This is a genomic window from Achromobacter sp. SX5 (genome assembly GCF_056711425.1).
In genome coordinates, this window is sequence record NZ_CM160041.1 from 3402034 (window position 1) to 3416599 (window position 14566).

Below are 14566 nucleotides of genomic sequence, written 5' to 3' on the forward strand. Positions count from 1 at the left end.
AGACCGCCACGGCTGCCATGTTCGACGCCTACCTGTCCCGCTGGAATCTGACGCCCGACGGCGCCCCCATCGTCACCCATGCGGCGCGGCTGCTGCCGGTGCTGCATCGCGGCCAGCCCGCCATGCTCAAGGTCTCTCACGAGGAAGATGAAAAACAGGGCGGCGTGCTGATGCGCTGGTGGGACGGGCACGGCGCGGCGCGCGTGCTCGCGCACGACGACGAGGCCATTGTGCTGGAGCGCGCCACCGGCGGCCGCTCGCTGGCGGAGTATGCGCGCAACGGCCGCGACGACGAGGCGACGCGCATCATCTGCGGCGTGCTTCAGGAACTGCACGCGCCGCGGGCCAAGCCCTTGCCCGAACTGCGCCCGCTGGAGTCCTGGTTCGCCGATCTCTGGCCCGCCGCCCGCGCGCGCGGCGGCATCCTGGCCGAGAGCGCCCGCCATGCCCGCGTCCTGCTCGACAGCCAGCGGGACCTGGCGGTGCTGCATGGCGACGCGCACCACGACAACATCCTGAACTTCGGCGCTCGCGGCTGGCTGGTCATCGATCCCAAGCGCCTGTATGGCGAGCGCGCGTTCGACTACGCAAACATCTTCTGCAACCCGGACCTGTCGGACCCCGAACCGCCGGTGGCCATCGTGCCCGGCCGCTTCGAGCGGCGCCTGGAAATCGTTGCCGGGCAAGCCGGCCTGGAGCGCCGCCGGCTGCTGCAATGGGTGGTGGCCTGGTGCGGGCTGTCCGCCGCCTGGTACCTGAACGATGGCGACGACGCCGCCATCGACCTGAACATCGCGGCCCAGGCGCAGGCGCTGCTGTCGCGCTGATTCCGCCGGCGCCGGGCCACGCGCCGGCTAGGCCTTGGCCAGGCTGATGACCTTGGGCCGGGTGACGCCCTTCAGTCCCTCCAGGCCGAACTCCACGCCCCAGCCGGAGCCCTTGATGTCGCCGAACGGCACCGCGGGGTGCACCGCGCCATGCTGGTTTATCCAGACCGTGCCCGCCTGCAGGCGGTCGGCGACCGACGCGGCCCGATCCGGATCGGACGACCAGACCGACGCGCCCAGGCCCAGGTCCAGGCGGTTGGCGCTGGCGATCGCGGCGTCCAGGTCCGTGTAGCGGATGATGGGCAGGACCGGACCGAACTGCTCTTCGTCGACCAGCGCCGCGCCGTCTGCGATGCCGGTCACCAGGGTGACGGGATAGAAATTGCCCGGACCGTCCGCCGGCGCGCCGCCGCACTCCACCACCGCGCCTTGCGCCCGGGCCTGCTCGACCAGCCGGACGATGCGCTGGTGCTGAGGACGGTTCTGGATCGGCCCGATGGCCACGCCGGGCTCCAACCCATTGCCCATGGGCATGGAAGCCGCCAATTGTCTGAGCTGCGCGACCACGGCGTCGTGCAGGCTGTCGGGCACGTACAGACGCTTGATGCAGGCGCAGGTCTGGCCCATGTTGAGGAACGCGCCCCAGAAGAGTCCCGTGGCGATCCGGGCGGGATCGGCGTCGTCCAGGACGATGGCGGCGTCGTTGCCACCCAGCTCCATGGTCGTGGGCCGCAGCATCTGCGCCGCCGTGCCTGCGATGTGCGAACCGGTCCGGCCGGAACCGGTAAACAGAATCTTGTCTATGCCTGGCTGGGCGATCAGTGCCGCGCCGGTGGCGCCGGCCCCGGCCACGGTGTTGATGACGCCCGGCGGCAGCGCCGCTGCGATCAGGCGGATCATTTCCAGGCTTGCGATGCTGGTGTATTCCGACGGCTTGAGCACGACGGTGTTGCCGGTGCGCAGGGCCGGAATGATCTGCCAGATCGCGATCAGCAGCGGCCAGTTCCACGGCGCGATGGCGGCGATCACTCCGTAGGGCTTGCGCTGCATCACGTCGCGCCGGCTGTCGTCCTCGAAAACGGTTTCGTCGTGCAGCGGCATGGCCGCCGGCGCCTGGGTCCAGGCCACGCAGCCCGCCAGTTCGTAGCGCGCGCCCGGAATCTCGGCGGGGCCCAGGCCGCCCAGCGGCTTGCCCTGTTCGCGCGTGACCCAGTCCGCGAGGTACTCGGCATTGTCCTGCAGGATTTGCGCCACGTCGGCCATGGCGCGCCGGCGCGCCTCGTCCGGCAGGGCTTCCCAGGCCGGCTGCGCGGCGCGCGCCGCCGTGACGGCCTGCGCCAGCTGGGCCTCGGTCGATTGGGCCACATGGCCGATGACTTCGCCGGTGGCGGGGTTGTATGAATCGAACCATTCCACGCCTGCCACCTGGCGGCCGTCGATGGTGTTCAGAAACTTGGGAACCATGATGACGATCTCATATGAGTGAATGGATGCTAGGCGGCCTTGATCGCGCCCACCCTGCGCAGGCTACCTTCCGAGTTGACGGTCAGCAGGCAGACCATCGCCCCGGCCGCGAGCACGGCCGCCGAGCACATCAGGCCGTCCTGGTATCCGGCCGTACCCAGCCCCGCGCCTATCATCCGCCCCATGACGATGGGCGCGATCAGGCCGGCGGTGGTGGCGATGGAGTTGCAGATCGCCAGCGCCGCGCCGCGCTGGCGCACCGGCGATATTTCTCCGACGATGGCCGGGCACAGCACGAAGCTGATCTGCGGCAGGCTGCAACCCAGCGCCAGCAGCACGGTGCGCACGTCCCGCGGCATCTCGGCCTGCACGGCCAGCAGGATCAGCGCCGCGCCCAGCAGCGTCAGCATCGCCGTCAGGACGCCGCGCGCCAGTCGCGAACTGCAGCCGCGCCTGAGCATGGCTTCCGAGGCGTAGGCCCCCAGCAGCGACACCGGAATATTGATGGCGATGAATAGCGAGAACATCCAGCCGCTCTGCGAAGCCGGATAGCCGAGCGCGTTCTGCAGATACGACGGAATCCACGTGAAGATGATGGCGACCACCCAGTACGCCGTCCAATAGACCGCGACGCTGCCGATGTAGGTGGGGTCCAGCAGCAGGCGGCGGTACGGCACGGCCTGCCCCGGCGAGTCGGCCGCGGCGGGCGCGGCCTGGTCCAGCGGGCCTTCTTTGGAAAACAGTTGCCACAACACCATCCAGAGCAGGCCGGCGACGCCCAGGACCAGGAACGCCGAACGCCAGCCGTAGTGGATCGTCAGCAAGGTCACCACCGGACCGGCGAGCAGCATGCCGGCCTGCCCGCCCTGCATGATGATGGCGGTGGGAATGTTGCGCTTGCCGTTGGGCACCCACTTGTAGCAGGCGTGCAGGGCCAGCGGGTACGCCGGCCCCTCGCCCGCCCCCAGCAACACCCGGCACGCGATGAGCAGGGGCATGCTGGCCGTGGCCAGGGCCAGCGGCAATTGCGCAACCGTCCAGATCAGCGCCAGGGCGCCGAGCAGCGGCTTGGCGGCGATGCGGTTGGCCAGGAATCCGACGATCACCCCGGATATCGCGAACAGCGAAAAGAAGGTGCCCGCGACGACGCCGAACTGGTCGGCGGAAAGATCCAGTTCCTTCATCAGCGGCACGGCGACCAGGCCGAGCGCGGCCTTGTCCGCGAAGTTGATCAGCATGAAGACGAACAGCAGGGCAATGACGATTGCCGCCGAACGGCGGTCGCTAGCGTTGTGCATCGCTGTCTCCCGGACCGGATGAAAGACTCGCAGGCGACGCGGCGGCGGCGCGCGCCTGCAGCGGGCGTTCCCCCGTTATGGTGGCCCGCGTCATGCGCCGCACCGCGGGGAAATAATCCTGGATGGCGTAGTGCTGGGTCGAACGGTTGTCCCAGAAGACCACCGTTTTCTCGCGCCAGCGCAGCCGCATCTGATATTCGGGGCGGCGCGCCTGCTGGAACAGGTAATCGAGCAGGGTCCGCGCGCCCGTCGCGAACTCCGGCATGCCGCCGAAGGCGCCCGATTCGACGTAGTTGAGCAAATGGGTGGTGAAGCCTTCGTTCACGTACAGCACTTTTTCGCCCGACTCCGGATGCACGCGCACCACCGGGTGAATCTGCGGCGGGAATTCCAGCCGCGTCCAGGCGCGGCGATCGGGCTCGATCCTGTCGATGAAGCCGGGCAGCATGTCGTGGACCGCCTGCAATCCCTGTATGGCGGATTTGACGGACTCGGGCAGCCGCCGATAGGCCAGCTCCATGTTCACCCAGACCGTATCGCCGCCGACGGGCGGGCACTCCACGCATCGCAGCACCGAGCCCATCGACGGCAGCTCGCGCCAGCTGACGTCGCTGTGATAGATGTTCTCGCGCGCCGGCCTGCTGCCGTCGCCGCCCAGCAATACCAGTTCGGGAAAGCGCTCGTGGCGGGGAAACACCGGATGCACTTCGAGTTCGCCGAAGCGCCGCGCGAACCCGACCTGCTCCTGCGCGGAGATGTCCTGGTCGCGAAACACCAGCACCTTGTGCCGGACCAGCAGCTTGCGCAGCAGGTCGATCGACGCCTGATCCAGTTCGCCATGCAGGCGCAGGCCGCCGACTTCCACGCCGATGGCGGGCGTGATGGGATCGATCCGCAGGCCGTCGCGCACTTCGGGTTCGGCGAGCGCATCCGTTTCAATGGCGTTCATTGCTTGTCTCCTATTTGTTTCGTTTGAAACGATACTAATTTTTCAAACGGCGCTTGTAAAGGAACAAGATGGCGACCAAGGGAAAATACCGAGAGGAACCGCGCGCCTAGATGTGCGCGTCGCCGTCGAGCGCGCTGCCGGCCATGTCCAGCACCTTGCGGTCCAGCTTGGCCAGCACCCTGCCGAACGTCTCCTGCTCTTCGCGCGTGAGCACCGAGAGCAGCTCCCGCTCCAGGTCGACGGCGATCGGGGTGATGCGGTCGTGGATGCGCCGCCCCTCGCGGGTGAGTTCGAGCCGGTTGCTGCGCTGGTCTTCCGGATGGGCCTTGCGCGCGATGATGCCGGCGGCGGCAAGGCGCGTGACCGCCCGGCTGACCTTGGCCTTGTCCATGCTGGTCTTGTCCATGACTTCGCCGGAGGACAGCTCGCCGTGGCGGCCCAGCACCGCGACGACGCGCCACTCCGGAATCGACAGCCCGAAGCGCTCGGCATGCTGCCGGGCGAAGCTGACGGCGATGTGGGAAGCGAGCACCGTGATCCGATAGGGAAGAAAGTCGTCTAGGTCGAACACTTTTCAGTAAACGTGGATTGGACGGGTCGCGGGCCGGGCAATTCCGCGGCCGCGCAGCAGAAGACTATCACCAAAGCGCATCGTATCCCGCCCCGGGGGCCGGCACGGACCTTCCGGAACGCGGGCCGCGCGCAATAAGCAATCCGGTTTGTTGCGGTAAGGTGGAGGCCCCTCACCCCTTGTCTCTTCATTCCTGGAGTACCGAATGACCGGATTGATCATCGTGGTGGCGGCGCTGGCGTTCCTGATGCTGGCGGCGTATCGCGGCTATAGCGTGATTCTCTGCGCGCCCATCGCGGCCATGGGCGCGGTGCTGCTGACGGACCCATCGGCGCTGGCGCCGGTGTTCTCGGGCATTTTCATGGAGCGCATGGCGGGCTTCGCCAAGCTCTATTTCCCCGTCTTTCTGCTGGGCGCCGTGTTCGGCAAGCTGATCGAACTGTCGGGCTTTTCGCGCGCCATCGTGCAGGCGGTGCTGCGCCTGATCGGCGCCGAGCGCGCCATCATGGCCATCGTGCTGGTCTGCGCGGTGCTGACCTACGGCGGCGTGTCGCTGTTCGTGGTGGTGTTCGCGGTGTACCCCTTCGCCGCCGAGATGTTCCGCCAGGGCGGCATCCCCAAGCGGCTGATGCCGGGCGCGATCGCGCTGGGCGCGTTCACCTTCACCATGACCGCCCTGCCCGGCACGCCACAGATCCAGAACATCATCCCCACCACGTTCTTCGAGACCACGACCTGGGCGGCGCCGTGGCTGGGCCTGATCGGCGCGGCCTGCACGCTGACGGCCGGCATCGCCTACCTGGAATGGCGGCGCAAGCGCGCGGCGGCGGCCGGCGAAACCTACGGCACCGACCTGCGCAACGAGCCCGCCACCCCGCCCGGCGAGCGCCAGCACCATCCGCTGATCGCGCTGCTGCCGCTGGTGGTGGTGGGCGTGGCCAACTATCTGCTGACGCGCTGGATTCCGGGCTGGTATCCGGCCGGCTCCGAAGTGGCGCTGCCCGGCCTGCCCCAGCCGCTGCCGGTCAACGCGCAGGACCAGGTCGCGCTGTGGGCGGTCATGGGCGCGCTGATCGCGGGCATCGCCACCATTCTGCTGTTCTCGTTCTCGGCCATCCGGGCGCATTTCGCCGAAGGCAGCAAGAGCGCGGTGTCGGGCGCGCTGCTGGCCTCCATGAACACCGCCGCCGAGTACGGGTTCGGCGGCGTGATCGCCGCGCTTCCGGGTTTTCTGCTGGTGGCCGACGCGCTCAAGGCCATACCCGACCCGCTGGTCGGCGAGGCGGTGGCCGTGACTTCGCTGGCCGGCATCACCGGTTCGGCCTCGGGCGGAATGAGCATTGCGCTGGCCGCCATGGCGCAGACCTTCATCGACAGCGCCAACGCCGCCGGCATCCCGATGGAGGTGCTGCACCGGATCGCCGCCATGGCCAGCGGCGGCATGGACACGCTGCCGCACAACGGCGCGGTGATCACGCTGCTGGCCGTGACAGGCCTGACCCACCGCCAGTCCTACGGCGATATTTTCGCCATCACGCTGATCTCGACGCTGTCGGTTTTCGTGACGATCGCCGTCTATTACCTGACCGGCATCGTCTGAAGGCGGCGGCCGTCGCCCTCTCCCCCCTCGTTCCTAAGCATGAGCCGGGCCACCCCGCCCGGCTCGCCGGGCGCCGCCCGGAGAGCCGCGGATTTGCTCGCCCCCTCATCCCTTCTCCGTATGCGCGCCTCGGCTGAGGGGTTGAGCGCCGCGCCGCGCCCGCATTTTTTCTCCAACGATCACTCCGGCCTTTGCATTACGGAGAACTCTGGCCAGTCGCATGAGTTTTGCATGAGACGGAAGCCCGAAGGTCTGTATTAGGCTGAAGCCGCAGTACTCCGACTCACCTTGATCGATTGGACGAAAGTAAATGAATCAGCTCATTCATCCGGACTGCCACCCCTTCACCGCCGCCGGCAATCTGAAGCAGATCTCCGCGTTTTACGAGGAGGGACGTCGAGTCATGTGGATGATGCTGCGGGCACACCCGCGGCCGTGCTTCAACCATGAATTGATCGACGAGATCATGACCCTGGCGCGCGCCGCCAAGGATTCCGGCCTGCCCATCGACTTCTGGGTCACGGGCTCGCTGGTGCCGCAGATCTACAACGTCGGCGGCGATCTCAACTTCTTTGCCGAGGCGATCCGCACCGGCCGCCGCGAGGCCCTGCGGGCCTACGCCCGGGCCTGCGTGGATTGCGTGCACGCCGCCACCCGCGGCTTCGACACCGGCGCGATCTCGCTGGCCATGATCGAGGGCACCGCGCTGGGCGGCGGCTTCGAGGCGGCGCTGGCGCACCACTTCGTGCTGGCCCAGAACACCGCCCGCATGGGCTTCCCGGAAATGGCGTTCAACCTGTTCCCGGGCATGGGCGGGTACTCGCTGGTGGCGCGCCGTTCGGGCATGAAGCTGGCCGAGGAACTGATCGGCACGGGCGAATCCCATACCGCCGAATGGTTCCATGCGCGCGGCCTGGTGGACGTGCTGTTCGAGCCGGGCGACGCGTACAAGGCCACGCGCACCTTCATCGACGTGATGCGGCCCAAGCTCAACGGCATGCGCGCCATGCTGCGCGCGCGCCAGCGCGTGCTGAGCCTGCCGCGCTCCGAGCTGATGGACATCACCGAGGATTGGGTCGAGGCCGCGTTCTCGATCGATCCCAAGGACCGCGCCTACATGGAACGCCTGGTGATGGCGCAGAACCGGCGCAGCGCCGTCACGTCCGAGTCGGGCACGGAAGCCACCATGCATTGATCCCCGGCGCGCCGGGCCGGCTGCTGCAAGCGATCAGGCGATCAGGTGCAGCCGGCGGCGCTGGGCCAGCCAGGCCGAGAATTCGGCCGCCGGCATGGGCTTGGCGTACAGATAGCCCTGCTTGGCGTCCACCCCGAGCGAGTCCACGAACACCGCTTCCTCCAGGGTTTCCACGCCCTCGGCTATCACCTTCAGTTCCAGCGTGCGCGCAACGGCGACGATGGCGCGCGCCAGCGCCTGCGACACCGGATTCTCGTTGACCCCGCGCACGAAGCTGGCGTCGAGCTTGATCGCGTCCAGCGGAATCCGGGCCAGCTGCGACAGCGAGGAATAGCCGGTGCCGAAGTCGTCCAGGTGCACCCGCGCGCCCAGCTGGCGGAACTGCTTGATCAGTTCTATGGCCGCGTTTTCGTCTTCGATCAAGCAGCTTTCGGTGAGTTCGATGTCCAGCAGGCAGGGGTCCAGGCCGGCGTCGCTGGTCGCGCGCATGAACTCGCTGACCACGCCCTTGTCATTCAGCTGGCGCGCCGAGATGTTGACGGCGATCCGGATGTTCAGGCCGTCCTGCTTCCAGGCGGCCGCCTGGCGCGCGGCTTCGCGCATGACCCAGACGCCCAGCGGCGAGATCAGGCCCGATTCCTCGGCATAGGGAATGAAGGCGCTCGGACAGACCATGCCGCGCTCGGGCGAACGCCAGCGCAGCAGCGCCTCGACGCTGGTGACCTCGCCCGTGCGTCCGGCCAGCTTGGGCTGGTAGTACAGCATCAGGTGGCCTTCGGTCAGGGCCTTGCGCAGGTTGGTGTCGAGCCACACGTAGTCCGCGTTGCGGCGGTCCATCTCGGGCTGGAACACGCGGTAGGTATGGCGTCCGGCTTCCTTGGCCACGTACATGGCGATGTCGGCGCTGCGCACCACGCTGTCGAGGTCGTCGCCGTGGTCGGGGTACATGGCGATGCCGATGGAGCAACTGGTGTAGACCTCGATCAGCCCCTGACGGAACGGTTCGCGCAGGCGCTCGATGATGCGCTGGGCGGTGGCTTCCAGTTCCCAGGGCTGGGCCTCTTCCTGCAGCACGATGAATTCGTCGCCGCCCAGCCGCGCCAGCGTCTGGCCTTCGGACAGGCAGGACGAGATGGCCACCGCCACCGACTTGAGCAGGTGGTCGCCGAAGCCGTGGCCGTAGTGGTCGTTGATGCGCTTGAAATTGTCCAGGTCCAGGAACAGCACGCCGCCGCGCGCGTCCGCGCCGGCCGCCAGCGCCGTCTTCAGCCGCGTCGTGATCGCGTGGCGGTTCGGCAGGTTGGTCAGCATGTCGGTATTGGCCAGCACGCGCAGGCGTTCCTGGGCCTGGCGTTCTTCCGTGATGTCGGTGCCCGAACAGATCAGGTAGGTGCGTTTCTCGCCGCTGCCGCTGGTGACGAACTTGTTGCGGAACAGGAACAGGCGCGGGCCCTTGACCGTGTTGATCACCCGCTCGGCCTCGTAGGACTGGCCGTGCTTGTAGAACTCGGCGATGTTGCGCCGCGACGCGATGGCCTCTTCGCGCGTCATGAACATGTCGAACACGCTGCGCCCGACGATGTCCTGTTCGCGCTTGCCGGTGTATTCCTCGCTCAGTTTGTTGAAGCGCTGCACCCGGCCGTGCTGGTCGACGATGACGATGACCGAGTTGGCCTCGGACACCACGGTCTCGGCGAAGGACAGGCCCTCGACCAGGTCCTTGGCGACGGATGCGGTATCGGAATGGGCGGACGCGGTGCCGGCCCATTCGTTGGGGTTGATCTTGCGGCCCACCAGGTGCAGACGCACCGGGTCTCCGTACAGCGTGATGTCGATCGGGAGGCTGGAGGTAATGCCGGTCAGCGCGCGTATCGCCGCCGCCTGCTCGGGACGCAGGGCCGTGGCGATGTTCGCCGCGCCCTTGACCGCGGCCAGCTCGAATGCATCGCTATCGGCGGCAAGGCGCCAGTACGGGCTATGCGTGCCGAAATGCGTATACAGGATCGATCTTTCGTCCTGGCTGTCTGTCACGTTTGTATCCCCCTGCCGCCCTAGAGCGGCCCGCAAAGTACATTACGGCTTAGTCAATTCAGGGTCAACCTCCCCCAGAGGGGCCGCCGGGGATTATTGCGGAATATTGCGGCCGATCCCAGGGGCGTCGCAGCGTGTTGCCGCAACAATCCCCAGGGGCCGCAAACCGTTTGATGCGCGCGCTTGCGTTTTCACGCAAGCCTTGTTGCGCGCCCGACACAGCCGCGCCGGAACGTCCGCAAGTGACGTAACGGCGCAACCTCGACGCGGGCGTATCGTCACTCTCCCTTGACGCCGGCCTCGTCGATCACCTTGGTCCAGCGCGCCACTTCGGCCGACACGCGGGCGCTGGCGTCGGCCGGCGTGGTCCAGGTGGCGATCGCGCCCTGCTTGAGCAGGGAGGCCTGGACGTCGGGCTTGGCCAGGATCTTCTTCAGTTCGCCGTTCAGGCGCTCGATCACCGGCGCGGGCGTGTTGGCCGGCGCCACGATGCCGAACATGGAGCTGACCTCGAAGCCCTTCAGGCCGGCCTGCTCGGCGGTGGGCACGTCGGGCAGCGCGTCCACGCGCTGCGGCGAAGTCACCGCCAGCGCGCGCAGCTTGCCGGCCTTGATGTTGGCCTGGGCCGCCGGCACCGTCTCGATCATGCTCAGTACCTGGCCGCCCATCAGGTCGGTCATGGCCGGGCCGCTGCCCTTGTAGGGCACGTGCAGCACGTCCACGCCCGCCGTGCGCTTGAACATTTCGCCGGCCAGGTGCTGCGGCGAGCCGTTGCCGGCCGAGGCCATGGTGATGAAGCCCGGCTTGGACTTGGCCAGCGCGATGAATTCCGCCAGCGTGTTGGCCTTCACCGACGGGTTCACCACGAACACCAGTGGCACCGTGCCGACAATGGAAACCGGCGCGAAGCTCTTTTCCACGTCGTAGGTGACGCGGCCGCGGTACAGCGCGGCGTTGATCGAATGGCTGGTCAGCGCGCCCATCAGCAGCGTATAGCCGTCGGCCGGCGCCTTGGCGACCTGGTCGGCGCCGATGTTGCCGGCCGCGCCCGCGCGGTTCTCCACCACCACCGACTGGCCCAGCGCGCCGGTGAGTTCCTGCGCCAGCACGCGGCCGATCACGTCGGTGGCGCCGCCCGGGGGATAGGGCACGATCATGCGGATCGGCTTGTCGGGATAGCTGTCGGCGGCCAGCGCCGGAGCGGAAACGCCGGCGCACAGCGCCAGCAGGGAAAACAGGACGGCGCGGCGCGGCCGCAGGCGCAGGTCTGACATGTAGGTCTCCTGCCGGGATGGGTATAGGAATTGGAGCAACGCCCGGCTCGTCAACGGCGCCAGTTTAGGGTGGGCCACTTGATTGAAGAAGCAGAATTTTTCTATCGACTGATCTTATATTCAGATCAATAGAAATCGTCGTACAAAGCGCTTGCGGCTGTGTGCAAAGGCTCGCTATGATGCCGCCATCAAATTATCAATAATATTATCGAGATCAAGATGACGGACGAGACCCACAACGACAAGCCGGCCCCCGGCCCCTTCGACAGCGCCGGCGCAGCCGCCCGCGGCGTGGCGCGCGGGCTCACCAACTACGGCGACACCGGCTTTTCGCTGTTCCTGCGCAAGGCCTTCATCAAGGGCGCCGGCTACACCGACGACGCGCTGTCGCGTCCTATCATCGGCATCGTCAACACCGGCAGCAGCTACAACCCGTGCCACGGCAACGCCCCGCAGCTGATCGAAGCGGTCAAGCGCGGCGTGATGCTGGCCGGCGGCCTGCCGATGGACTTCCCCACCATTTCGGTCCACGAAAGTTTCTCGCAGCCCACCAGCATGTACCTGCGCAACCTCATGTCCATGGACACCGAGGAAATGATCCGCGCACAGCCCATGGACGCCGTGGTGCTGATCGGCGGCTGCGACAAGACCGTGCCCGCCCAGCTGATGGGCGCGGCCTCGGCCGGCGTGCCGGCGATCCAGCTGGTCACCGGCTCCATGCTGACCGGCTCGCACCGCGGCGAGCGCGTGGGCGCCTGCACCGACTGCCGCCGCTACTGGGGCCGCTACCGCGCCGAAGAGATCGACGCGCAGGAGATCGCGGACGTCAACAACCAGCTGGTGGCCAGCGTGGGCACCTGTTCCGTGATGGGCACGGCCAGCACCATGGCCTGCATCACCGAAGCCCTGGGCATGATGGTCGCCGGCGGCGCCTCGGCGCCGGCCGTCACCGCCGACCGCGTGCGCGTGGCCGAGAAAACCGGCGCCACCGCCGTGGCCATGGCCGCCGCGCGGCTCACGCCCGACCGCATCCTGACCGGCAAGTCCATCGAAAACGCCCTGCGGGTGCTGCTGGCCATCGGCGGCTCCACCAACGGCATCGTGCACCTGACGGCGATCGCCGGACGCCTGGGAATCGACATCGACCTGGCCGGCCTGGACCGCATCAGCCGCGAGACGCCGGTGCTGGTGGATCTGAAGCCCTCCGGCCAGCACTATATGGAAGACTTCCACCACGCCGGCGGCATGCCCGCGCTGCTGCGCGAACTGCGCCCCTACCTGCATCTGGACGCGCTGACCGTGTCCGGCCGCACGCTGGGCGAAGAGCTGGACGACGCGCCGCCCGCCTTCGCGCAGGACGTGATCCGCAGCGCCGCCTCGCCCATCTATCCCGTGGGCGGCCTGGCCGTGCTGCGCGGCAACCTGGCCCCCGGCGGCGCCATCATCAAGCAGTCGGCCGCCAACGCCCAGCTCATGGAGCACGAGGGCCGCGCCGTGGTGTTCGAAGACGCCGAGGACATGGCCCGGCGCATCGACGACGAGGCGCTCGACGTGACCGCCGACGACATCCTGGTGCTCAAGCGCATCGGCCCCACCGGCGCGCCCGGCATGCCGGAAGCCGGCTACATGCCCATTCCCAAGAAGCTGGCGCGCGCCGGCGTCAAGGACATGGTGCGCATCTCCGACGGCCGCATGAGCGGCACCGCGGCCGGCACCATCGTGCTGCACGTCACGCCCGAAGCCGCCATCGGCGGGCCGCTGGCCTATGTCGAGAACGGCGACCGCATCCGCCTGTCGGTGTCGCGCCGCGAGATCTCGCTGCTGGTCGACGACGCCGAACTGGCGCGCCGCGCCGCGGCCCGGCCGGTCAGCCGCCCGGTCGCCGAGCGCGGCTACCGCAAGCTGTTCCTGCAGACGGTCACGCAGGCCGACCAGGGCGTGGACTTCGACTTCCTGCGCGCCGCCGTCACGCGCGACACCGTGCCCGGGAAGTAAGCCGGCCCATGAACGCGATCGCGCCCGACAGCCTGCAAGCGCAGGCCCCCGACGCCGTCCAGGCCGCCATGGAGGCGCTGGAAGAAGACATCGTCTTCGGCCGCCTGCACCCGCGCGAACGGCTCACCGAAGACGAACTCATGGCGCGCTTTTCCATGAAGCGCCATGCCGTGCGCCAGGTGCTGGCCGGGCTGGAACTGCTGGGCGCGGTCGAAAAAAAGCGCAACGTCGGCGCCGTGGTGCGCGCCTTCCCGGCGCGCGAAGTCCGCGAACTCTACGCGCTGCGCGAAATGCTGGAGGTGCAGGCCGCCAGCCTGATCCCGCTGCCCGTGCCGCCGGCCAGGCTGGCCGCGCTGGTGGCGGTGCAGCGCGAACATGACGCGGCCGTCGCCGACGGCGACGCGCGCCGCGTGTTCCGCAGCAACCAGTCCTTTCACCGCGAATTCTTCAGCCTGCCGGACAACACGGTGCTGGCCCAGGCCATCGAGGAATACGCCCGCCGCACCCATCCCATCCGCTTCGGCACGCTGACCTCGGCCGCCAGCCGCGAACGCTCGCGCCAGGAACACTGGGCGCTGATCCACGCATTGCGCGACGGCGACCGCGACACGCTGATGACCGTGTGCCGCAACCATCTTCAGCCCTCGCGCGACGCCTACCTGGCCTCGCTGCAGGCGCGCCTGGGCGGCTAGGCGAGCAGCGCCAGGGCCTGCTCCAGGGACAACACCGTGCAGCGGGACTCGAACGCCGTCGCGAACAGGCGTTCGTGCACCACCGGGTCCGGGTCGTAGCAGCAATCCTTGACCGTGAACAACCGGAAGTCCGCATCGCTGGCATAGGCGATGGACGACAGCATCACCCCGGTGGACGCGATGCCGGCCATCATCAAGGTATCCACGCCCGCCGCCGACAACCGCTCCTGCAGCCCGGTGCCGAAGAATGCGCTGGCCCGGTGCGCCACGATCAAGGGCTCGTCCTCGCGCCGGCCCAGTTGCGGCGCGATCTCGTCGTCGACGAACAGCCCCATCCGCCTGATCCCCTGCCCGTTCTTGTTCAGCGCGCTGACCTCCGGGTAGCCCGCGCTGAATCCGATGCGCACGAAATACACCGCGACGCCCCGGCGCCGCGCGGCATCGCACAGCGCGCGGGTGTTGGCCAGCAGCGCCGGCGCGGCCGAAGGAAACAACGCCATGATGTCCGTCTGGTAATGCATGACCAGCAGCGCGGTGCGCGCGGGCGCGATGGCGGAATCGGAATCGAGGTCTGAGGACATGTCGGTCGGCTGGCAGTGGGGAAATCGACTCTAGCACGGCTTGTCATGGATCAAGCCGGCGTTGCGGCAAGCGTCCCAGATTGGCAAAC

Annotated in this window: 12 protein-coding genes; 5 read left to right on the plus strand and 7 right to left on the minus strand. The window is 68.0% G+C overall.

The genetic code is table 11. The features are described 5' to 3' along the window. The first annotated feature begins 17 nt into the window (after window positions 1-17). Entirely contained in the window at window positions 18-827 is an 810-nt protein-coding gene (locus AC1M14_RS15965; RefSeq protein ID WP_479730000.1) for an aminoglycoside phosphotransferase family protein, read from the plus strand. Window positions 828-854: 27 nt separating this feature from the next. Here the strand turns inward: AC1M14_RS15965 and AC1M14_RS15970 are convergent, their stop codons facing one another. From AC1M14_RS15970 to AC1M14_RS15985, 4 genes are all read right to left on the minus strand, one after another. Next, a complete protein-coding gene (locus AC1M14_RS15970) occupies window positions 855-2291 on the minus strand; it encodes an aldehyde dehydrogenase family protein (RefSeq protein ID WP_479730001.1) in 1437 nt (478 codons plus the stop codon). Between the two features lie 29 nt (window positions 2292-2320). Next, complete coding sequence (locus tag AC1M14_RS15975; protein WP_479730002.1) at window positions 2321-3589, minus strand: MFS transporter; 1269 nt, start codon at window positions 3587-3589, stop codon at window positions 2321-2323. Continuing rightward, window positions 3576-4538 carry a TauD/TfdA dioxygenase family protein gene (locus tag AC1M14_RS15980; RefSeq protein ID WP_479730003.1) on the minus strand — a complete coding sequence of 321 codons (963 nt, stop codon included), beginning with the start codon at window positions 4536-4538 and terminating at the stop codon, window positions 3576-3578. Before AC1M14_RS15980 ends, AC1M14_RS15975 begins: the two co-directional genes overlap by 14 nt. 106 nt (window positions 4539-4644) lie before the next feature. Then, window positions 4645-5109, minus strand: a complete 465-nt coding sequence (locus AC1M14_RS15985) for a MarR family winged helix-turn-helix transcriptional regulator (RefSeq protein WP_479730004.1) — start codon at window positions 5107-5109, stop codon at window positions 4645-4647. Between the two features lie 205 nt (window positions 5110-5314). Here AC1M14_RS15985 and AC1M14_RS15990 point away from each other — a divergent pair, with 205 nt between their 5' ends. After that, complete coding sequence (locus AC1M14_RS15990; RefSeq protein WP_209164886.1) at window positions 5315-6709, plus strand: GntP family permease; 1395 nt, start codon at window positions 5315-5317, stop codon at window positions 6707-6709. A gap of 310 nt (window positions 6710-7019) precedes the next feature. Next, entirely contained in the window at window positions 7020-7904 is an 885-nt protein-coding gene (locus AC1M14_RS15995; RefSeq protein WP_102771476.1) for a crotonase/enoyl-CoA hydratase family protein, read from the plus strand. Between the two features lie 33 nt (window positions 7905-7937). Here the strand turns inward: AC1M14_RS15995 and pdeR are convergent, their stop codons facing one another. Both pdeR and AC1M14_RS16005 read right to left on the minus strand, forming a co-directional pair. Further along, entirely contained in the window at window positions 7938-9935 is a 1998-nt protein-coding gene (gene pdeR / locus AC1M14_RS16000) for a cyclic di-GMP phosphodiesterase (RefSeq protein WP_102771477.1), read from the minus strand. A gap of 278 nt (window positions 9936-10213) precedes the next feature. Next, entirely contained in the window at window positions 10214-11209 is a 996-nt protein-coding gene (locus AC1M14_RS16005; RefSeq protein WP_102771478.1) for a Bug family tripartite tricarboxylate transporter substrate binding protein, read from the minus strand. A gap of 219 nt (window positions 11210-11428) precedes the next feature. Between AC1M14_RS16005 and AC1M14_RS16010 the strand changes: the two genes are divergently transcribed. Then, window positions 11429-13204, plus strand: coding sequence for an IlvD/Edd family dehydratase (locus tag AC1M14_RS16010; RefSeq protein ID WP_168202130.1), 1776 nt, complete (start codon window positions 11429-11431; stop codon window positions 13202-13204). An 8-nt stretch (window positions 13205-13212) separates the two neighbouring features. Continuing rightward, complete coding sequence (locus tag AC1M14_RS16015; protein WP_111825400.1) at window positions 13213-13896, plus strand: GntR family transcriptional regulator; 684 nt, start codon at window positions 13213-13215, stop codon at window positions 13894-13896. Here AC1M14_RS16015 and AC1M14_RS16020 read toward each other — a convergent pair. Next, window positions 13893-14477: a cysteine hydrolase family protein gene (locus AC1M14_RS16020; RefSeq protein ID WP_479730005.1), complete on the minus strand. Its 585-nt coding sequence runs from the start codon at window positions 14475-14477 to the stop codon at window positions 13893-13895. The two genes, AC1M14_RS16015 and AC1M14_RS16020, sit on opposite strands and share 4 nt — an antisense overlap. Window positions 14478-14566 lie beyond the last annotated feature (89 nt).

Excerpts from the sequence above, each read along its gene's own strand:
- AC1M14_RS15965 (WP_479730000.1), top strand. The coding sequence starts at position 18 with ATGTTCGACGCCTACCTGTCCCGCTGGAATCTGACGCCCGACGGCGCC.
- AC1M14_RS15970 (WP_479730001.1), bottom strand. The coding sequence starts at position 2,291 with ATGGTTCCCAAGTTTCTGAACACCATCGACGGCCGCCAGGTGGCAGGC.
- AC1M14_RS16020 (WP_479730005.1), bottom strand. The coding sequence starts at position 14,477 with ATGTCCTCAGACCTCGATTCCGATTCCGCCATCGCGCCCGCGCGCACC.
- AC1M14_RS15990 (WP_209164886.1), top strand. The coding sequence starts at position 5,315 with ATGACCGGATTGATCATCGTGGTGGCGGCGCTGGCGTTCCTGATGCTG.
- AC1M14_RS15975 (WP_479730002.1), bottom strand. The coding sequence starts at position 3,589 with ATGCACAACGCTAGCGACCGCCGTTCGGCGGCAATCGTCATTGCCCTG.
- AC1M14_RS16015 (WP_111825400.1), top strand. The coding sequence starts at position 13,213 with ATGAACGCGATCGCGCCCGACAGCCTGCAAGCGCAGGCCCCCGACGCC.
- AC1M14_RS16005 (WP_102771478.1), bottom strand. The coding sequence starts at position 11,209 with ATGTCAGACCTGCGCCTGCGGCCGCGCCGCGCCGTCCTGTTTTCCCTG.
- AC1M14_RS15980 (WP_479730003.1), bottom strand. The coding sequence starts at position 4,538 with ATGAACGCCATTGAAACGGATGCGCTCGCCGAACCCGAAGTGCGCGAC.
- AC1M14_RS15995 (WP_102771476.1), top strand. The coding sequence starts at position 7,020 with ATGAATCAGCTCATTCATCCGGACTGCCACCCCTTCACCGCCGCCGGC.
- AC1M14_RS16010 (WP_168202130.1), top strand. The coding sequence starts at position 11,429 with ATGACGGACGAGACCCACAACGACAAGCCGGCCCCCGGCCCCTTCGAC.